Origin of the sequence: Streptomyces violascens (assembly GCF_014649955.1) — a bacterium.
Taxonomy (GTDB): domain Bacteria; phylum Actinomycetota; class Actinomycetes; order Streptomycetales; family Streptomycetaceae; genus Streptomyces; species Streptomyces violascens.
This window is the reverse complement of the sequence record NZ_BMUA01000004.1, coordinates 458,812-476,974: the sequence shown is the minus strand read 5'-3', so window position 1 is coordinate 476,974 and position 18,163 is coordinate 458,812. Positions and strand designations below refer to the sequence as shown.

Here is an 18,163-nt window from a genome sequence, read left to right as displayed (position 1 = left end):
GCCTTTCGTCGCGGTCCCCGATGTAGGGACCCTGCCCCCGATGTAGGGGTTCGACGTCATGATGACCCAGCCATTTCGCCATCGCGACCACATTTACGGCGCCCCTCTCAGCGGGCTCTTCGGTGGATCCCCCGTAAACGCTTGGTGGACGCTCAGTTGGCCCCGAACAGGGCGAGCAGGTCCGTCTTGCCGAACATCCTGGCCGTGTCGACCGCGGAGGGCGTCCCTGCGGAAGGATCGGCTCCGCCGGCCAGCAGGGCCTTGATCACGGCGTCCTCGCCCTTGAAGACGGCGCCGGCGAGCGGGGTCTGGCCGCGGTCGTTGGCGCGGTCGGCCTCGGCGCCGCGGGCCAGCAGGGCGGCCACGGCCTCGGCATGCCCGTGGTAGGCGGCCAGCATCACGAGGGAGTCGCCGCGGTCGTTGGTGAGGTTGGCGGGCACCCCGGCGTCGACGTACGCGGCGAGCGCCTCGGCGTCACCCTGACGGGCCAGCTCGAAGATCTTGGCCGCCAGCTCGACCACCTCGGGATCGAGTTCCTCGCTCATCGAACACTCCTTAGGGGCAACGGAACAAACCCGCACGGCGACAGAGCCGTACGAGTGAATCGACAGGGTACTGCCCGAGGGGGGACATGACGTGGCCCTACGGCGGCAAAGATCACCGCGAGTGACGTTTCGCGTCCCTGCGGCCGCACAGTGTGCCGCTCCGAGCCGCTTTTCATATCCGCCACCCCAGTGAAATCGGCGATAATTCACCCATTTGCACCTTTTATCGCATAGATACTTCCTGTGAGCCTGGAAGAACTCATGGTGACCGTCCCCTCGACCAGGAGATCCCCAAATGATCCTGTCCATCTCAGGCGTGGTGCTGCTCGGAATCATCTGCTTCCTCTTCTTCAAGAAAGACGGACTCAAGGCCTCGCACGCGCTCGTGTGCGCGCTCTTCGGCTTCTACCTCGCGGGCACCGCCATCGCCCCGAGCATCACCGCCGGAGGCGCGAGCCTGGCCAGCATGCTGGGCGGGATCAAGTTCTGATCTCCCGCTGTCCTGCGTACGACGGCAGACAGGGCCGCGGCCACCGCCGCGGACACAACTCCAGGAGAACGATGTGGCCCGGCGACCGCTCCCCCGCATTCTGAGCAGCAGCGCACCCCTCGTTCGCAGCCGCGAGATCGCGCGCACGGCCACCGACAGCGCCGCCGACGTTCTCCATCCGCTCATCACGATCAGCCGCGGCCTGCGGCTGATCGCCGCCGCCCTGCACGCCAGATGGGCCGCCAGCCCCAAGGAACGCCGTGGTCCCGCGCTGTTCCTGACGGCGGCCGTCATCCTGGTCGTCGCGCTCATCCCGTACGGTCCGCTCCTCGCCCTGATCACGGTGATGGGCGCGGCCGGCTGGAAGGGCCGTGTGAGGCCGGCCGTCAAGACCGGCCCCGACGAGGCCGAACTCGCCCGCCTCCAGGCCCTCTACGAGGCGCTCGTGCCGTACTTCTCCGTCCCGGAGGACCCGGACCCGCTCTACTCCCACGGAGGCGAGTGGGAGACGGCCTTCAGCGAGTTCGCATTCGACGACGACGGCCGGCTCACCCGGCTCCAGGTGCGCTACCCGGCGTACTTCACCGACAGCGAGGCCGACGCGCGCGCCCGTATCGAACAGCTTCTGCACACCAAGTCGGGGCGCGGCCGCGAGTACCACTTCGCCTGGGACGAGGAGGGCAACCAGCTCGTCATGAGCGTGCTCGACGCGCTGCCCACCACGATCGCGGCCCAGCGCTTCGTGACCTCGCCGGGCGAGACGGTCCTCGGCTTCACGGACTCGGACGCCGTGCAGCGGACGGTGCCCGTGACCGCGGGCGAGGAGAGCCACGACGCCCCTCCGGTGATCTGGCGGACGGGGCCCCGCTCCACCGAACCCCACCTCCTGGTAGTCGGCCAGCCCGGCGCGGGCACCACGACGCTGCTCCGCTCCATCGCTCTGCAGGTCCTCCAGCAGGGCGATCTGCTGATCGTCGAGGGCAGCGGAACCGGTGAGTACGCCTGCCTCGCGGGCCGCTCGGGCGTCCTCGCCGTCGAGTGCGGGCTCGCCGGGGCGCTCGCCACCCTGGAATGGGCCGCGCACGAGACGGAGCGCCGGCTGATCGCCGCGAACCGGGCGCGCCAGGCGGGCCACCCGGCACCCGAGGACACCAAGCGCCCGCTGTGGATCCTGCTCGACCGGCCCAGCGCACTGGGCGACCTGGCCGCGGCCGACGGCCGGATCGACCCCCAGCACCTGCTCCAGATCCCGCTGCGGCACGGCCGGGCCGCCGGGGTGACGGTCGTGGTCGCCGAACAGTTCGACACCCTGGACGACCTGTCCGAGCCCGTACGCTCCCACACCCGGGCCCGGGTGGTCCTGGGCCCCGCCTCGCCCGGCCAGGTCGAATCGGTGCTCGGTGTCCCGCCGCACACCACCCCCACCCCCGACGTCCCGCCGGGCCGCGGCTACGCCCGCCTGGGCACGGGCCCCGTCCTGCGCCTCCAGGTCCCGGCCACGCCGGACCCGTACGACGACGCGACGACGGAGGCCCACCGCCAGGCGGTCCTGGACCTCCTTCCGGCGCGGGAGGCGGCGGTGGAAGCGGTCCCGGCGGAGGGGTAGGAAGCCCCGTCGGAAAGGCGGGAAGCCCTGGCTGAACGCGGGAAGCCGTCCCTCACGCCACGAACGTCCGAGGCGGCTCCGCACCGCCCGACCCGCCGCCCGTCTCCACGAGACGCGCCGCCGCGGCCAGCCGCACCGCGGCCTCCTCGGCGACCGGGCCGCCCACCGTGAACGGCAGGCGTACGTAGCCCTCGAAGGCGCCGTCCACTCCGAAGCGGGGGCCGGACGGCACCCGCACTCCGACCCGTTCGCCGACCTCCGCGAGGCGGGAGCCCGACAGGCCGCCCGTGCGGACCCACAGGGTGAGGCCGCCGCGCGGCACGTGGAACTCCCAGTCGGGGAGTTCGCGGCGCACCGCCGCGACCAGGGCGTCGCGGTTGTCGCGGGCCTGGGTGCGGCGGAGCTCGACCGCCTGCTCCCAACCCCCCGTCGCCATCAGCCAGTTGACGGCGAGCTGCTCGAGGACCGGCGTGCCCAGGTCCGCGTACGCGCGGGCGGCGACCAGCGAGCGGATGACGTCGGGCGCTGCCCGCACCCAGCCGATGCGCATGCCCGCCCAGAACGCCTTGCTCGCCGAGCCGACGGTGAGCACCGTGGCCCCGGCCGGGTCGAAGGTGCAGACGGGGCGCGGCATGGCGAGGTCCTCGTCCAGCCACAGCTCGCTCATCGTCTCGTCGACGACGAGCACCGTGCCGGCCGAGCGGGCCGCGTCCACGAGCTGGCGGCGCTGGTCCTCGTCGGCGAGCGCGCCCGTGGGGTTGTGGAAGTCGGCGACGACGTAGGCGAGCCGGGGCGCGGCGTCGCGCAGCACCTGGCGCCAGCGCGGCAGGTCCCAGCCGGTCAGCCCCTCGGCCATGGCGATCGGCACAAGACGGGCGCCCGCCTCGCGCATGAGCTGGAGGATGTTGGCGTACGACGGTGATTCGACGGCGATGCGTTCACCGCGTCCGGCGAACAGATGGCAGATGGCGTCCATCGCGCCCATCGCCCCTGTCGTCACCATGATCTGCTCGGGCATCGTGGGGATGCCGCGCGCGGTGTAGCGGTCGGCGAGCATCTGGCGCAGGGCGGGCAGTCCCGCCGGGTAGTCGCCGTGGGTGTGCGCGTACGGCGGAAGCTCTTCGAGCGCGCCCTGTACACCCCGGGTCAGCCAGGGCTCGGGGGCGGGCAGCGCCGCGCAGCCCAGGTCGATCATCGAACCGAGCGACTCGGGCGGGAGTGGCTCCAGGCCGCGGCCGGGCAGCGGATGCCCGGCGGGCACGGCGGTCCAGCTGCCCGCGCCGCGCCGGGATTCGAGGAAGCCCTCGCCGCGCAGCGCCTCGTAGGCGGCGGCGACCGTGGTGCGGCTCACCGACAGGGCGACGGCCAGTTCGCGCTCGGCGGGCAGCCGGGCGGCGGCCGGAACGCGGCCTTCGAGGACGAGCAGCCGGATCCCGTCGGCCAGCGCCCGGTAGGCGGGCGGCTTGCGCAGTCCCGCGCCGACCGGGCGGGGCTGCTGTGCCTGGAGCTGACGGGCGAGCTGGGCGGGCCCGATCGCCGAGGTCCACTGAGCCATGAAGTCAGTCCACCTTCCTCGAATTGGCCATGGGCGGGGTCCATTTCCCCGCCACAGAGTGTCATGAGTCAGTCCACTACCACTACACAGGATCCACCCAGGGGGTACTACCTTGTCCACGCACCTCACGCGGAGGCTGTTGCAGCTCTACGTCGGCCTCGCCTTGTACGGCGTCAGCTCGGGGCTGCTCGTGCGCGCCGGGCTCGGTCTCGAACCGTGGGGGGTGCTGCACCAGGGGCTCGCCGAGCACACCGGTCTCTCCATCGGCGTCGTCTCGATCGTCGTCGGGGCGGCGGTGCTGCTCCTGTGGATCCCGATCCGGCAGCGGCCGGGGCTCGGCACCGTGTCCAATGTCTTCGCGATCGGCATCTTCATGGACGGCACGCTCGCCGTCGTCCCGGATGTGCACGGTCTGCTCGCACAGGTTCCGCTGATGGCTGCGGCGACCGTCTGCAACGGCGTGGCGACGGGCCTCTACATCTCGGCCCGCTTCGGCCCTGGCCCGCGCGACGGCCTGATGACGGGTCTGCACAAGGTGACGGGACGATCGATTCGGCTTGTCCGTACGTCACTTGAGGTGATCGTGGTCGCGACCGGGTTCCTGCTCGGCGGCTCGCTCGGCATCGGCACGGTCCTGTACGCGCTGACCATCGGGCCGCTCGCCCAGTTCTTCCTCCGCCTCTTCGCGATCCCCGAAGGGGCGAAGGAGCCCGCGTCCGGCCCCGCCCCCGAGGTCACGCCCCCGGCACCCGCGCGCAGCACGCCCGTCGCGGAGCCGACACCCCGGCGCGCGATACTTCCCCGGTGACTCGCGTACGCCACCCCTATCTGGACCATCCCTCGCCGATCCCGTTCGCCCACCGCGGCGGGGCGGCGGACGGCATCGAGAACACCGCGGCCGCCTTCGAGCGGGCTGCCGCGGCCGGTTACCGGTACTTCGAGACCGATGTGCACACCACGGCCGACGGGCGCCTGGTCGCCTTTCACGACGCGACCCTTGACCGCGTCACCGACGCCCGGGGAAAGATCGCCGAGCTGCCCTGGGCCGAGGTCGAGCAGGCCAGGGTGGCCGGCCGCGAGCCGCTGCCGCTGTTCGAGGAACTCCTCGAGGCCTTCCCCGAAGCCCGCTGGAACGTCGACCTGAAGGCCGAGTCCGCGCTCGTCCCGCTCATCGACCTGATCCGCCGCACCGACGCCTGGGACCGGATCTGCGTCGGCTCGTTCTCGGAGGCCCGCGTCGCGAGGGCGCACCGGCTCGCGGGCCCGCGCCTGGCCACCTCGTACGGCGTGCGCGGGGTCGCCGCGCTGCGGCTTCGCTCGTACGGGATCCCCGTGCCGCTACGCACCGGCGCAGTGAGCGCCCAGGTTCCCGAGAGCCAGAGCGGCATCCCGGTGGTGGACCGGCGCTTCGTACGGACCGCGCACGCTCTTGGCCTGCAGGTCCATGTGTGGACCATCAACGATCCCGACCGGATGAGGGCTCTCCTGGACCTGGGGGTGGATGGCATCATGACCGATCATCTGGAGACACTGCGCACGGTACTGACCGACCGGGGAGTCTGGCACTGAGCCCCGGCAGCCACCGCTCGCGTACGGGGACGAGCGAGGGGGCGCGGGTTGAGCGCTGAAATCTCTGAGATCACGGGCCGGACGGAACAGCCGGTGAGCACGGCCGACCGCAGGCGTGAGCAACGCGGCTGGTACTTCTACGACTTCGCCTGCTCGGTGTATTCCACGAGCGTGCTCACGGTGTTCCTGGGTCCGTATCTGACGGCGACAGCCAAGTCGGCGGCGGACCCCGACGGGTTCGTACATCCGCTGGGCGTCCCGGTGCGGGCGGGCTCGGTCTTCGCGTACGCGGTCTCCGCCTCGGTGATCCTCGCGGTGGTCCTGATGCCGGTCGTGGGCGCCGCGGCCGACCGCAGCGGCCGCAAGAAGCCGCTCCTGGCGGCCGCCGCCTATACGGGCGCGGCCGCGACGGCCGGGATGTTCTTCCTGGACGGGCACCGCTATCTCCTGGGGGCGGTGCTGCTGATCGTCGCGAACGCCTCGCTCTCGGTGTCGATGGTCCTCTACAACGCCTACCTGCCGCAGATCGCGGGCCCTGAGGAACGCGACAGGGTCTCGTCGCGGGGCTGGGCCTTCGGCTACACCTCGGGCGCGGGCGTCCTCGTCCTCAACCTGATCCTTTACTCGGGCCACGACAGCTTCGGGGTGTCGGAGTCGACCGCCGTACGGATCTGTCTGGCCTCGGCCGGGATCTGGTGGGGCGCGTTCACGCTGGTGCCGCTGAGGCGGCTGCGCGACCGCAAGGCGGCCGGCGTCGCCGCGGCCGAGGGGAAGGTCGGCGCGGGCTGGCGGCAACTGATCTCCACGCTGCGGGACATGCGGGCCCGCCCGCTGACCCTCGCGTTCCTGGCCGCCTATCTGATCTACAACGACGGCGTGCAGACGGTGATCTCGCAGGCCTCGGTCTACGGGTCCGAGGAACTCGGCCTGGATCAGAACACGCTCATCGTGGCCGTGCTCCTCGTGCAGGTCCTGGCGGTGGCGGGCGCGCTGGGGATGGGGCGCCTTGCCCAGACGTACGGCGCGAAGCGGACGATTCTGGGCTCGCTCGCGGTGTGGGCGCTGATCCTCGGGGTCGGCTTCTTCCTGCCGGCTCGCGAGCCGGTGCTCTTCTTCGTGCTGGCGGGAGCGATCGGGACGGTGCTCGGCGGCAGCCAGGCACTTTCGAGGTCGCTCTTCTCACACATGGTGCCGAGCGGCAAGGAGGCCGAATACTTCTCGGCCTACGAGATGAGCGACCGGGGACTGAGCTGGCTGGGGCCATTGGTGTTCGGTCTCGCGTATCAGCTGACCGGCAGCTACCGGGATGCGATCATCTCGCTGGTGGTCTTCTTCGTGGTCGGCTTCGTGCTGCTGGCCAGGGTCCCGGTGCGGGCCGCCGTGGCGGCCGCCGGGAACCCGGTTCCGGCACGGATTTAGACGTTGAAGTGAAAGGCCGGTAGTGTACGCCTTTGGCCTGCCAGGCGGACCGTTACTGCGTGCTCAAGTAGTGAAGACGCTGGGTGACATCTGCTGTCAGATGTGACAAACCGGTCACTGGTGGGTACAACAAGGGGCGGCACGACGGCGACGCATGACCCAGAACGGGAATCTTTACCGCCGACCGGACGTTGACCGGATGACGACGACAGTGACACCTGTCCTGTGGGCGACAAGCCCGGGAGGCACGATTCATGAGTGAGCGAGCTCTTCGCGGCACGCGCCTCGTGGTGACCAGCTACGAGACCGACCGCGGCATCGATCTGGCCCCGCGCCAGGCCGTGGAGTACGCATGCGAGAAGGGACATCGCTTTGAGATGCCCTTCTCGGTGGAGGCGGAGATCCCGCCGGAGTGGGAGTGCAAGGTCTGTGGGGCCCCCGCACTCCTGGTGGACGGCGACGGTCCTGAAGAGAAGAAGGGCAAGCCCGCGCGTACGCACTGGGACATGCTCATGGAGCGGCGCACCCGCGAGGAACTGGAGGAGGTTCTGGCCGAGAGGCTGGAGGTCCTGCGTTCCGGCACCATGAACATTGCCGTGCATCCGCGCGACAGCCGCAAGTCCGCCTGATCGCGCAATTCGGCGATACAGCGCCTAAGAGCTGAGGGCCGGTCACACCACCTGGTGTGACCGGCCCTCAGCTCTTTGCTGCGGTGTCGGCGTCCTTCAGGGAGTCAGCGGCGGGCGCTGACCCCGGTCCTCACGCGGCGGGTACGAGGACGGGCCGTCGTCGCGGATGACCTCGCCCGGCACGACCTTGCCGTCCGGGTAGTGGATGCGGGCCTGCTGGAAGGCGTCGCCGAAGCTGCCGGGAGCGGCCGCCCGCATCCGCTTCTCCAGCGAGCGCTCGGCGAAGCGGGCCACGGACTTCCGTACCGGCGGAAGCAGACAGAGCAGCCCGAGGACGTCCGAGAGGAAGCCGGGGATGATCAGGAGCAGCCCGCCCAGCATGGTCAGCGCGTTGCCCTCGCTGCCGGGCTTGGCGGCGGGGGCAACCCCGGACTGCTGCTGCTGAAACGTCTCCGTCAGATTGCGGAAGGCGCGGCGCCCGGCCCGCTTGATCACGTAGCCGCCGAGCACCAGGCCGCCGACGAGCAGGAGTAGAACCGTGAGCCCGCCGGCGGCGCCGGCCACCACGGTGAGCAGCCAGATCTCCAGGACCAGCCAGGCGGCGATCCCCAGGGGTACGAAGGTGCGGGCGCGCGAGCGCTTGGGAACTGTCGGAGGCGGAGTGCCGGTCGTCATGCTCCCAGTGTGCCTGGGAGCCGATCCGGACGGCGTAAGGAGGTGATCAGTACGCCCTGCTCAAGACACCCCGGGTCTCCGCTCAGGAGGGCTTGCGGCCCAGGAGCTTGTTGGCGCGAGAGCCGACGCCCCAGGCGGTGACCCGCCAGAGCGCCTCGACCAGGATGTCGTTGCTCATCTTGGAGTCGCCGCGTTCGCGCTCGACGAACGTGATGGGCACCTCGACCACGTGGAAGCCCGCGCCGACCGCGCGGCGGGCCAGGTCGACCTGGAAGCAGTAGCCGGCCGAGGCGACCTCGTCGAGGCCGAGGCCTTCGAGGGTCTCACGGCGGAAGGCCCGGTAGCCGCCGGTGACGTCGCGGATCGGGACGCCGAGGAGCAGCCGGGAGTAGGTGGAGCCGCCGCGCGAGATGAACTCGCGGTACTTGGGCCAGTTCACGATCCGCCCGCCGGGCACCCAGCGCGAGCCGAGCACCAGGTCGGCCCCCTTGAGCGCGGTGAGCAGCCGGGGCAGCTCCTCGGGCTGGTGGGAGCCGTCGGCGTCCATTTCGACGAGTACGCCGTAGTCGTGCTCGATGCCCCAGCGGAAGCCGGCCAGATAGGCCGCGCCCAGGCCCTCCTTGCCCTTGCGGTGCAGCACGTGCACCTGGTCGTCCTCGGCCGCGATCTCGTCCGCGAACTTGCCCGTGCCATCGGGGCTGTTGTCGTCGGCGACCAGAATGTGGGCCTCGGGGACCGCCGCTCTGACGCGGGCGACGATCGGCTTGATGTTCTCCGCCTCGTTGTAGGTCGGAATGATCACCAAGGCCTTGCCCAGCGGGCCGTACCGCCTCTGACCGCCGTCGTTCACTACTGCCCCTTATTGTCCGTACGCAGGGGTCCACCATAGCGAGCGGTCGTGATCAGCCCGTACCGCGAGGGTGCGTGGTGCCGGATGCGCCCGGATGGCGGCGGGGATCCGCCGGAATGCCGGATGTCGGGACGGTGTCGTGAAGGAGCGTCTCGGTACCGGGGCCCGGCGCCCTTCGGGCCGACCTGGGACCCGCTGGCTGCGGGTCGACCGAGAGCCGTTGTCTACTGAGCGTCCGGGCCCCACCCGGGTCGCACCTTCCCCCGGGCCCGCAGGGGCAGGGGGGACTCCCTCGCGGCTGAAACCTTCCCTCGCCCCCGAGGCGCGGGCGCTGAACCTGGCTCCCAGTGGCGGTGTGCCGGTGCGGCACCCCGCCCCATGACCCAGCGGCGTTCGACGACTGCGTGGAGGTTCCAACCGGTCGGACGTCCTGTGGTGGACTCGGCCGAACCTACCGGCCTTCCGCCGCTTTCTGTCAACAGCCGTTTGAGCTGCGGCGTTTCCGCGAATCACCAGGTCAGTGCCGAAGATCCGCAGGTCGTGGCGATGCCGTGACGGGCGTCCGCCAAAGGTGCGAAATGTACCTATGTCACTCGTTCGGACGCGCGAATACCGTTTGTCCGAACACCACGGTGCGCAGACAGACCGGCAGGGCGGTGCCGGGCGTGAGGTCGGGCAGGCCCGGGGTGCCCGAGCGGGGGTCGGTGGACCAGCGGGCCACCCGGTCGTCCGGGGCCTGGACCACGAGCTCCTCCGCGCGCCAGACGGCGTAGTCGGCCGGGGCGCCCGGCACCAGCGTGCCCGCGTCGTCCCGGCCGAGCGCCCGCCAGCCGCCCCGGGTGTGGGCGGTGAAGGCGGCGCGGGCCGAGATGCGGTGCTCGAGGGTGCGGTGGAAGGCGGCCGCGCGGACGGTCCCCCACGGGTCCAGCGGGGTCACCGGAGAGTCGGAGCCGAAGGCGAGCGGCACTCCGGCCCTCAGGAGGGCGGCGTACGGGTTGAGGGTGCGGGCCCGCTCGGCGCCGAGCCGCTCGGCGTACATGCCCTCCTCGCCGCCCCACAGCGCGTCGAACGCGGGCTGCACGGAGGCGGTGAGGCCGAGCTCGGCGAAGGCGGCGATGGTGTGCGGGGTGAGCATCTCGGCGTGCTCGACGCGGTGCCGGGCGGCGCGGATGCGGGCGAGGCCGACCCGGTCGGCGGCTGCCCGCATGCCCTCGACGACCGCGGTGACGGCGGCGTCGCCGATGGCGTGGAAGCCCGCCTGGAGTCCGGCCTCGGTGCAGGCGGCCACATGGTCGGCGACGTCGGCCGCGTCGAGGTGGCCGGTCCCGGTGTGCGGGGCGTCGGCGTAGGGGGCGTGCAGGCAGGCGGTGTGGGAGCCGAGCGAGCCGTCCACGAAGAGGTCACCGGCCGCGCCGACCGCGCCGAGTTCGCGGATGCGATCGGCGTCCTTGGCGCCGGCGACCCGCTCGGCCCAGTAGCCGAAGACCCGGGGTCCTGCCTCGTCGCGCGCCAGGGCGAGCAGCGAAGTGAAGTCGTCCTCGTCCGAGATGTCGGGGCCGCCGCACTCGTGGAGGGTGCCGATGCCGAGGGATGCGGCCTTGCGCAGCGCCGCGCGCTGGGCCTCGGAGCGCTGGCGCGGGGTGATCGCGCCGTGGGCCGCGGCCCGCACCGCGTGGTGCGCGGCGCCGGTCAGCGGCTCGCCGTCGCGGAATCCGGCCAGGTCGCGCACGCCGGGGACCAGGTCGAGCAGGGCGGTGGTGACGACGGCCGAGTGGACGTCGATGCGGGGCAGATAGAGGGGGCGGCCGCCGGTGGCAGCGTCGAGTTCGGCGCGCGAGGGGTGGCGCCGCTCGGGCCAGCGGGCGGCGTCCCAGCCGTTGCCGAGCAGCACCTTGTCGCCGGGGCGGGCGGCGGCGTGGGCGCGTACGGCGTCGAGGGCTTCGGCGAGCGTGCGGGCCGAGGACAGGTCGAGGCCGGTCAGGGCGAGGCCGGTGGCGGTGGTGTGCACATGTGCGTCGGTGAACGCGGGGGTGACCAGGGCGCCTTCGAGGTCGACGACCTCGTCCACCCCACTGGCGAAGGCGTCCGCGGCGCCCTCCGAGCCGACCCAGGCGACGTGTCCGCGCTCGACGACCATCGCCGTGGCGAAGGGGTCGGCGGGGCTGTGTACGTCGCCGCCGCGCAGCAGGACGGTGCGGTGGGCGGTCTCTTCGGGTGCGGAACTCGCGGAACTCATGGAGGACAGCCTAGATACGCGTCGGCCGTGCCTCGTACAGGGCCGTGGTACTTACCGGGTGGCCCGGAACAGGGTGGGCTAGATGTGCGGCGGACGCGCCTCGTACGGGGTGGACAGGACCACGGTCGTACGGGTGGAGACGCCGGCCAGGGTGCGAATGCGGGTGAGCAGGTGCTCCAGCTCCAGCGGGGTCGCCACGCGCACCTTGAGGATGTAGTTCTCGTCCCCGGCGACGCTGTGGCAGGCCTCCAGCTCGGGTACGCCCGCCAGGCGCTCGGCGATGTCGTCGGGGGCGCTGGGGTCGAAGGGCTTGACCGAGATGAACGCGGTCAGCGGCAGGCCCACCGCCTCGGGGTCCACGACGGCGGCGTATCCGCGGATGACGCCGCGCTGCTCCAGACGCCGCACCCGCTGGTGCACCGCCGAGGTGGACAGGCCGGTGGCCTTGCCCAGGTCGGTGTAGCTCATCCGCCCGTCCTTGACGAGCAGATCCACGATTTGACGGTCCAGCTCCTCCATGGCGATCAACCTATGCCCCGGGTCGCCTCCGGCACAGTCGGGCGCCGCCGGAATGGGCATCTGCGGGCGGCATGTGACGAACGCCACAGGTTTGCGGACGGCTCGGCGGGGGTCGCGCGGTTATCGCCGGGACTTGGCGGGAAGTGCTTGCTTTGGTCGCGGCCACGGCGCAATGCCGGCCCACCCGAGGGGGAGTGTCCCAATGCAGAATTCCAAGCGCACCGGACGTATGGAACGTGAACGTACCGAACCGGAGCCTGCCGATATCACCGACCTGATCGAGGAAGAGGACGCGCTCGACGCGTACGACACCTTCGAGATGTACCGGGTGATCTGCCCGGACTGTGCCCAGCCGATCGCGCTGCTCGCCGACGAGGACGAGCTGCCCGAGCACGCGCTGTGCCCGAGCAAGTGGAACCCGTTCGTCCTGACGGTGTGCGCCGGGACCGGGCGCTCGGCCGCGGACGCGAAGGCGGCGGACGATTCGCTCGACGTCCAGGAGCAGGACACCGCGCTGCTGCTCACGCTCCCGCAGGGGCTCGACTGGCGCACCCAGCCGTTCTCGCACGTCGGCGGCCCGGGCTCGCGCCCGCTGCGCGTGCCGGGAATGCGCCGCGCCGCCTGACCCGAGCGCCCAGAGCTTCCGTACGGGCCGGACGCCGCAGGGGGGCGTCCGGCCGACGACCGCTCAACTCCAGTACGTACCGCGCACCATGGCCTCCAGGCTGTCCCGGTGCATGATCAGTGCGTCCGGGTCGGCGGGCGGTTCGACCTCGCCGAAGTGCAGCTGGCGATAGGCGATCCGGAGCATGACCACCGCGTGCCGCAGCGCCGCGTACAGGGTGTGGAACTCCATGTCGCGCGGGGTGTGGCCGGTGAGTTCGGCGTAGCGGCGCTCGATGTCGTCGCGGCGCAGGAAGTCCGGGAGGCCGGGCTGGCCGAAACTCACCGTCAGGTCCTGGAAGAAGCGGTGCAGATAGACGGTCCAGCCGAGGTCGAGCTCGCGGGGGCCGCAGGAAGCCATTTCCCAGTCGATGACGGCCGCCGGTTCGAAACCGTCGTAAATGATGTTTCCGATGCGGGCGTCGCCCCAGTTGAGGACCGACGGGCCCTCGTCCTTCGGCCAGTGCGCGTCGAGCCAGTCGAAGGCCGCCTCTATGAGGGGTGAGCGCGGAACTCCGTCAACCACCCATTCGTAGTAGTCCCGTTGGGCGGCGACGTGCCGACTCAGGGCCGACCCCTTGGGAAAGCGGTCCGGCAGCAGGAACTCGGCTTCCTGGTAAGGGAATTGATCGTGCAGCCGGGCGAGGACGCCGACGGTGGCGTCCTGGAGGCGGGCACGTTCGGCGTCGGTGGCGGCGTGCAGCCAATTGCCCTCGTACGTATAGGGCATGACGTCCGGCGGTACGAGCCCCTCGGCCCGGTCCATCACGAAGAACGGCGCGCCGAGCGGCGCCGGGTCCTCCTCCAGCCAGCGGACCCGCGGTACGGGCACGTCGGTGTGCTCGGCGACCAGGCGCATGACGCGGTGCTGGCGGCTCATGTCGTACACGGGGAAGACGGTGTAGGCGGCGGGGTCTGCGGCGAGCCGCAGGGCGCAGGCGCGGACGGGGGTTTCGGGGTGCTCGATGTCGAAGAGGAGGGTCTCGCTCGACATGCCGTTGGAGGACGGCACCAGGATGTCGGTGACGCGGGCGCCGGGCAGCCGGGCGTCCAGCCAGGCGGTGAGCCGGCGGCCGAGGTCCTCGGGGTCGCGGGTGGAGGTCCGGGGGCGTGGCGCGGTGGCCATGGCGGTGCTCCCTTCACGGGCGGCTCGGGCGGCTCTCACGGAGCGACGGAGGTGTAGTCGGCGAAGCCGCTGGGGTCGTGGCGGCCGAAGCTGCCGTGCTCGAAGATCCCGTATCCGGTCCGCCCGTCGAGGGTGAAGCGGGCGGCGTGGTCGGTGACGCCGTACGCGGCCATGGGGTGGGCGGCCGGGTCGGACAGGTCGTAGACCTGCCGGTCGGTCCAGCCGCGGCCCTGCCAGGTGCCGTGCTGCCAGCCGTCGGCGGGCGGGTAGCCGGCGCCGACCGCGAGGGGGGAGGAGGCGAGGATCTCGACGCCGAGTTCGAGGGGTTTGCGGGACTGGTCGGTGAGGTGGATGACGGCGCGTTCGGGGTGGCGGGTGCCGGGTCGGTAGGTGATGTCGGCCTGGGGCCAGCCGAGTTGGGCGTCGGGGTGGCCCTCGCGCACGAGTACGGCCTCGTTGAGGGTGCGGTAGCCGTCGGCGTCCTCCTGGGCGATGACCATGACGAACCGGTCGTCGAACCGGGCGGGCACCCAGAGCCAGTGGAAGCCCTCGGGCCGGTACTCGTCGCCGCGCCCCGCCTCCTCGCCGGGAATCGGGCGCACCCCCCAACTGCGGTCGCGCGTCCCGGTCCACTCCCCCGCCGTGACGGGTATCTCCTCGCCGCCGACGCGGATCAGCCCGGTGCACCGGCCCGCCTGCACGAACCGCCGCCCCTCCAGCGTGAGCCGGTCGCCCCGGCGCTGCACATGATGGGGTTCCCACAGCGCGGGGAAGTCCGCGTTCCAGACGATTTCGTACGAGAGTGAATTCGGGTCGTCAGGATCGGGAGCGCAGTGCAGTGTGAGGCGGCGCAACGGAGTGTCGACGGTGATCCGCAGGGGGCCGACGCCGAGGTTCATACGGTCGTCGGTGAGGGCGTCCGAGGCCCGGACGGCGTGCAGTCGGTCGCCTACCCGCAGGGTGGCGTAGGCGTCGATCACCCCGGTGTTGGGGTAGACGCCGAGGCCCGCGACGAGCAGGGCGCGGCCCTGGTGGTCGAAGACGTGGAAGATGCAGCGGTCGTAGGCGTTGCGGTCGCCCGTCGCGACGTGCTTCATCGAGAGCGGGGTCTGGTGGATGGGGTACTCGTCGAGGGGGATGGGGCGGTCCATCGGCAACCTCCGTGGGATCAGCGGAAGCTGACGGTACGTCAGCTCGCCTCGCCTCGCCATACCCCGAGCGGGGGTGGGACCCCTGGGCGGACTTCCCCACCCGTCCGCGCAAGGGGGGCGCTCGCCCTCGAACGCCGGACAGGCCAGAAGCGGGCCGACACCCGCGATCGTCGGCAAGCCGACGGCATGCGCATGCGCATGCGCACCCCGCACAGGCCAACCCGGCCAGGGGCGCGGGGAATTGAGCGGGCGGGCACCCCGGCCCGCACCGGCACCCCCCGCTCCCGGGAGGGTCAGCGGGTTTCCGGGCCCGCGAGGTGGCGGGCGATCACCATGCGCTGGATCTGGTTCGTGCCCTCGACGATCTGCAGGACCTTCGCCTCACGCATGAAGCGCTCGACCGGGAAGTCGGCCGTGTAGCCGTAGCCGCCCAGGACCTGGACCGCGTCCGTGGTCACCTTCATCGCCGCGTCCGTGCAGAACAGCTTGGCCATCGCCGCCTGGCGGGAGAAGGGGCGCCCCGCGTCGCGGAGCCGGGCGGCGGCCAGGTACAGCGCGCGGCCCGCCTCGATCTGGGTCGCCATGTCGGCCAGCATGAAGCGCAGGCCCTGGAAGTCGGCGATGGGCCGGCCGAACTGCTCGCGCCCGGTGGCGTACGCGAGCGCCTCGTCGAGGGCGGCCTGGGCGACGCCGATCGCGCAGGCCGCGATGCCGAGCCGCCCCGAGTCGAGCGCGGACAGCGCGATCGCGAAGCCCTGGCCCTCCTCGCCGATGCGGCGCGCATCGGGGACGCGTACGCCGTCGAAGTGGAGCTGGGCGGTGGGCGAGCCCTTCATGCCCATCTTCTTCTCGGGAACCGCCGCGCTCAGCCCCTCGGCGTCGCCCGGGACGAGGAAGGCCGTGATGCCGCGGGCACCCTCGCCGCCGGTGCGGGCGAGGACGGTGTAGAAGTCGGCGATCCCGCCGTGGGTGATCCAGGCCTTGGTGCCGGAGATGACCCAGTCGGCACCGTCGCGCACGGCCTTGGTGCGCAGCGAGGCCGCGTCCGATCCCGACGAAGGCTCCGAGAGGCAGTAGGCGCCGAGCAGGCCGCCGCCGAGCATCGCGGGCAGGTGCTCGGCCTGCTGCTCCTTGGTGCCGTAGCCCGCGAGCGCGTGGCAGGCGAGCGAGTGGACACTTACGCCGAGGCCGACCGTGAGCCGGGCCGAGGCGAGCTCTTCGAGCACCTGGAGGTAGACCTCGTACGGCTGGTCGCCCCCGCCGAACCCGGAGTCGTACGGGAGCCCGAGGAGGCCGGATTCGGAGAGCAGGGTGAAGATCTCGCGCGGGAAGTACCCGGCGTCCTCCTGCTCGGCGGCCCGAGGCGCGATCTCCCGCTGGACGATGTCGCGCACAAGGGCGACAAGGTCCCGGGCCTCTTCGGTGGGCAGCTGTCGTTCCACCGGCTGTGGGGCACGGTCGGGCATGGCGGCGCTCTCCTCCCTGTCGGGCGCTTCGGCGGACGCACGCGCAGGGTGTGGCGGCGCCGCCGGTGACTCTGCTCTCCGGCCGATGCCTTCCCTTCCGGGTCACGGAAGTAGCAGGCGGGCGGCCGTGGCGCTGTGAGTATGCCCGATCGGACGCGTCCCGTCACTGGCCCCAAGATCACGATTTACCCGCTCTCCGAGCCGACTCCGCGCCGTGCATCGTCCTGGAATCGAGCGCTCCGAAATTGGTCCGAACCATTGACCGAACTGGTCTAGTCCTTCTAGCGTTCCGTTCCACGTCTTAGTGCGTTCATGTCAAACGAGACCCTCACGGCAGTCGTGCACGGCCCCCCTCTCCCCTCCCCACGAGGAGATCACGATGCTCGGACCCCGTCCCCCACGCCCCAAGTTCAAGGCCCTGATCGCCGCCGTGTGCACCGCCGCGCTCGGCGTCACCCTGCTCGCCGGCGCGGGCAGCGCCACCGCCTCCCCCGAAAGGGCTCCCCAGGTCCCCCAGGCAGCCGCCGCCGGTTCCAAGGTCGTCGGGTACTTCACCGACTGGGGCGTCTACCAGCGCAATTACCACGTCAAGAACATCGAGACGTCCGGCTCGGCGGCCAAACTGACCCACATCAACTACGCGTTCGGCAACGTGACCGGCGGCAAGTGCGCCATCGGCGACGCGTACGCCGACTATCAGAAGACGTACGACGCCGCCTCCAGCGTGGACGGCACCGCCGACACCTGGGACCAGCCGGTCGCGGGCAGTTTCAACCAGCTGCGCGAGCTGAAGAAGAAGCACCCCGGGCTCAAGGTCCTCTGGTCGTTCGGCGGTTGGACCTGGTCGGGCGGGTTCGGCGAGGCCGCGAAGAACCCAGCCGCATTCGCCGACTCCTGCTACGGCCTGGTCAAGGACCCGCGCTGGGCGGGCCTCTTCGACGGCATCGACATCGACTGGGAGTACCCCAACGCCTGCGGTCTGTCCTGCGACACCAGCGGGCGCGAGGCGTTCAAGAACCTGCTGGCTGCGCTGCGTTCGAAGTTCGGCGGCTCCAGCCTGGTGACCGCCGCCATCACCGCCGACGCCTCGGCGGGCGGCAAGATGGAGGCCACCGACTACGCGGGCGCGGCCCAGTACGTCGACTGGTACAACCCGATGACGTACGACTTCTTCGGCGCCTGGGCGGCCCAGGGCCCGACCGCCCCGCACTCCCCGCTGACCTCGTACAGCGGGATCCCCACGCAGGGCTTCGACACGGATGCGGCCATCCGGAAGCTGAAGGGCCTCGGCATCCCGTCGGGCAAGCTCCTGCTCGGCATCGGGTTCTACGGGCGCGGCTGGACAGGCGTCACCCAGAAGGCTCCGGGCGGCACCGCGACCGGGCCCGCGGCAGGAACGTACGAGCAGGGCATCGAGGACTACAAGGTGCTCAAGACGAAGTGCCCCGCCAACGGGACGGTCGCGGGGACGGCGTACGCCTACTGCGGCAACAACTGGTGGAGCTACGACACCCCGTCCACCATCGCCGGGAAGACGGCCTACAAGAACAGCCAGGGTCTCGGCGGCACCTTCTTCTGGGAGCTGAGCGGCGACACGAGCAACGGGGAGCTCATCAAGTCGATCCACTAACAAGGGAGTTGGAGGGGCGGGCGGCGAGGCCGCC

The 18,163-nt window shown here is 71.3% G+C and carries 17 protein-coding genes; 8 read left to right on the top strand and 9 right to left on the bottom strand.

The features are described 5' to 3' along the window. Positions 1 to 152 precede the first annotated feature (152 nt). Complete coding sequence (locus IE206_RS13220; protein ID WP_189962287.1) at positions 153 to 545, bottom strand: ankyrin repeat domain-containing protein; 393 nt, start codon at positions 543 to 545, stop codon at positions 153 to 155. A 295-nt stretch (positions 546 to 840) separates the two neighbouring features. Between IE206_RS13220 and IE206_RS13215 the strand changes: the two genes are divergently transcribed. Next, positions 841 to 1,035 carry a hypothetical protein gene (locus tag IE206_RS13215; protein WP_189962286.1) on the top strand — a complete coding sequence of 65 codons (195 nt, stop codon included), beginning with the start codon at positions 841 to 843 and terminating at the stop codon, positions 1,033 to 1,035. A gap of 73 nt (positions 1,036 to 1,108) precedes the next feature. Beyond that, positions 1,109 to 2,641: a P-loop NTPase family protein gene (locus tag IE206_RS13210; protein WP_189962285.1), complete on the top strand. Its 1,533-nt coding sequence runs from the start codon at positions 1,109 to 1,111 to the stop codon at positions 2,639 to 2,641. A 52-nt stretch (positions 2,642 to 2,693) separates the two neighbouring features. Here IE206_RS13210 and IE206_RS13205 read toward each other — a convergent pair whose 3' ends face one another. Further along, positions 2,694 to 4,196 (bottom strand): SCO1417 family PLP biosynthesis transcription factor, encoded by a 1,503-nt coding sequence (locus IE206_RS13205; protein ID WP_189962284.1) that lies wholly within the window; start codon positions 4,194 to 4,196, stop codon positions 2,694 to 2,696. A gap of 112 nt (positions 4,197 to 4,308) precedes the next feature. Here IE206_RS13205 and yczE point away from each other — a divergent pair, with 112 nt between their 5' ends. From yczE to IE206_RS13185, 4 genes are all read left to right on the top strand, one after another. Next, a complete protein-coding gene (gene yczE / locus IE206_RS13200; RefSeq protein WP_226598730.1) occupies positions 4,309 to 5,004 on the top strand; it encodes a membrane protein YczE in 696 nt (231 codons plus the stop codon). Further along, entirely contained in the window at positions 5,001 to 5,765 is a 765-nt protein-coding gene (locus IE206_RS13195) for a glycerophosphodiester phosphodiesterase family protein (RefSeq protein ID WP_189962283.1), read from the top strand. The genes yczE and IE206_RS13195 overlap by 4 nt, the downstream gene beginning before the upstream one ends. 48 nt (positions 5,766 to 5,813) lie before the next feature. After that, positions 5,814 to 7,184, top strand: a complete 1,371-nt coding sequence (locus tag IE206_RS13190; protein WP_189962282.1) for an MFS transporter — start codon at positions 5,814 to 5,816, stop codon at positions 7,182 to 7,184. A 254-nt stretch (positions 7,185 to 7,438) separates the two neighbouring features. Further along, positions 7,439 to 7,813 (top strand): RNA polymerase-binding protein RbpA, encoded by a 375-nt coding sequence (locus tag IE206_RS13185; protein WP_053724453.1) that lies wholly within the window; start codon positions 7,439 to 7,441, stop codon positions 7,811 to 7,813. 96 nt (positions 7,814 to 7,909) lie between these two features. Here the strand turns inward: IE206_RS13185 and fxsA are convergent, their stop codons facing one another. From fxsA to IE206_RS13165, 4 genes are all read right to left on the bottom strand, one after another. After that, positions 7,910 to 8,488, bottom strand: coding sequence for an FxsA family membrane protein (gene fxsA, locus IE206_RS13180; protein WP_189962281.1), 579 nt, complete (start codon positions 8,486 to 8,488; stop codon positions 7,910 to 7,912). An 82-nt stretch (positions 8,489 to 8,570) separates the two neighbouring features. After that, positions 8,571 to 9,338, bottom strand: coding sequence for a polyprenol monophosphomannose synthase (locus IE206_RS13175; protein WP_114038095.1), 768 nt, complete (start codon positions 9,336 to 9,338; stop codon positions 8,571 to 8,573). Positions 9,339 to 9,927: 589 nt separating this feature from the next. Further along, positions 9,928 to 11,574 (bottom strand): amidohydrolase, encoded by a 1,647-nt coding sequence (locus IE206_RS13170; RefSeq protein WP_189962280.1) that lies wholly within the window; start codon positions 11,572 to 11,574, stop codon positions 9,928 to 9,930. 78 nt (positions 11,575 to 11,652) lie between these two features. Then, positions 11,653 to 12,093, bottom strand: coding sequence for an Lrp/AsnC family transcriptional regulator (locus tag IE206_RS13165; protein WP_053724457.1), 441 nt, complete (start codon positions 12,091 to 12,093; stop codon positions 11,653 to 11,655). A gap of 202 nt (positions 12,094 to 12,295) precedes the next feature. Between IE206_RS13165 and IE206_RS13160 the strand changes: the two genes are divergently transcribed. Beyond that, positions 12,296 to 12,718 carry a hypothetical protein gene (locus IE206_RS13160; protein WP_189962279.1) on the top strand — a complete coding sequence of 141 codons (423 nt, stop codon included), beginning with the start codon at positions 12,296 to 12,298 and terminating at the stop codon, positions 12,716 to 12,718. Between the two features lie 63 nt (positions 12,719 to 12,781). Here IE206_RS13160 and IE206_RS13155 read toward each other — a convergent pair whose 3' ends face one another. From IE206_RS13155 to IE206_RS13145, 3 genes are all read right to left on the bottom strand, one after another. Then, positions 12,782 to 13,882, bottom strand: coding sequence for a phosphotransferase family protein (locus tag IE206_RS13155; RefSeq protein WP_189962278.1), 1,101 nt, complete (start codon positions 13,880 to 13,882; stop codon positions 12,782 to 12,784). 35 nt (positions 13,883 to 13,917) lie between these two features. After that, positions 13,918 to 15,033, bottom strand: coding sequence for an Rv3169 family protein (locus tag IE206_RS13150; RefSeq protein ID WP_373300909.1), 1,116 nt, complete (start codon positions 15,031 to 15,033; stop codon positions 13,918 to 13,920). Positions 15,034 to 15,326: 293 nt separating this feature from the next. Next, the gene (locus tag IE206_RS13145; protein WP_189962276.1) at positions 15,327 to 16,499 is read right to left on the bottom strand and encodes an acyl-CoA dehydrogenase family protein; all 1,173 of its coding nucleotides are present in this window, start codon (positions 16,497 to 16,499) and stop codon (positions 15,327 to 15,329) included. Between the two features lie 379 nt (positions 16,500 to 16,878). Here IE206_RS13145 and IE206_RS13140 point away from each other — a divergent pair, with 379 nt between their 5' ends. Beyond that, positions 16,879 to 18,129: a glycoside hydrolase family 18 protein gene (locus tag IE206_RS13140; RefSeq protein WP_189962275.1), complete on the top strand. Its 1,251-nt coding sequence runs from the start codon at positions 16,879 to 16,881 to the stop codon at positions 18,127 to 18,129. Positions 18,130 to 18,163 lie beyond the last annotated feature (34 nt).

Bases quoted from the DNA above. Each gene is read 5' to 3' on its own strand.
- IE206_RS13220 (WP_189962287.1), bottom strand. From the start codon at position 545: ATGAGCGAGGAACTCGATCCCGAGGTGGTCGAGCTGGCGGCCAAGATC.
- IE206_RS13215 (WP_189962286.1), top strand. From the start codon at position 841: ATGATCCTGTCCATCTCAGGCGTGGTGCTGCTCGGAATCATCTGCTTC.
- IE206_RS13205 (WP_189962284.1), bottom strand. From the start codon at position 4,196: ATGGCTCAGTGGACCTCGGCGATCGGGCCCGCCCAGCTCGCCCGTCAG.
- IE206_RS13185 (WP_053724453.1), top strand. From the start codon at position 7,439: ATGAGTGAGCGAGCTCTTCGCGGCACGCGCCTCGTGGTGACCAGCTAC.
- fxsA (WP_189962281.1), bottom strand. From the start codon at position 8,488: ATGACGACCGGCACTCCGCCTCCGACAGTTCCCAAGCGCTCGCGCGCC.
- IE206_RS13170 (WP_189962280.1), bottom strand. From the start codon at position 11,574: ATGAGTTCCGCGAGTTCCGCACCCGAAGAGACCGCCCACCGCACCGTC.
- IE206_RS13165 (WP_053724457.1), bottom strand. From the start codon at position 12,093: ATGGAGGAGCTGGACCGTCAAATCGTGGATCTGCTCGTCAAGGACGGG.
- IE206_RS13160 (WP_189962279.1), top strand. From the start codon at position 12,296: ATGCAGAATTCCAAGCGCACCGGACGTATGGAACGTGAACGTACCGAA.
- IE206_RS13155 (WP_189962278.1), bottom strand. From the start codon at position 13,882: ATGGCCACCGCGCCACGCCCCCGGACCTCCACCCGCGACCCCGAGGAC.
- IE206_RS13150 (WP_373300909.1), bottom strand. From the start codon at position 15,033: ATGGACCGCCCCATCCCCCTCGACGAGTACCCCATCCACCAGACCCCG.
- IE206_RS13145 (WP_189962276.1), bottom strand. From the start codon at position 16,499: ATGCCCGACCGTGCCCCACAGCCGGTGGAACGACAGCTGCCCACCGAA.
- IE206_RS13140 (WP_189962275.1), top strand. From the start codon at position 16,879: ATGCTCGGACCCCGTCCCCCACGCCCCAAGTTCAAGGCCCTGATCGCC.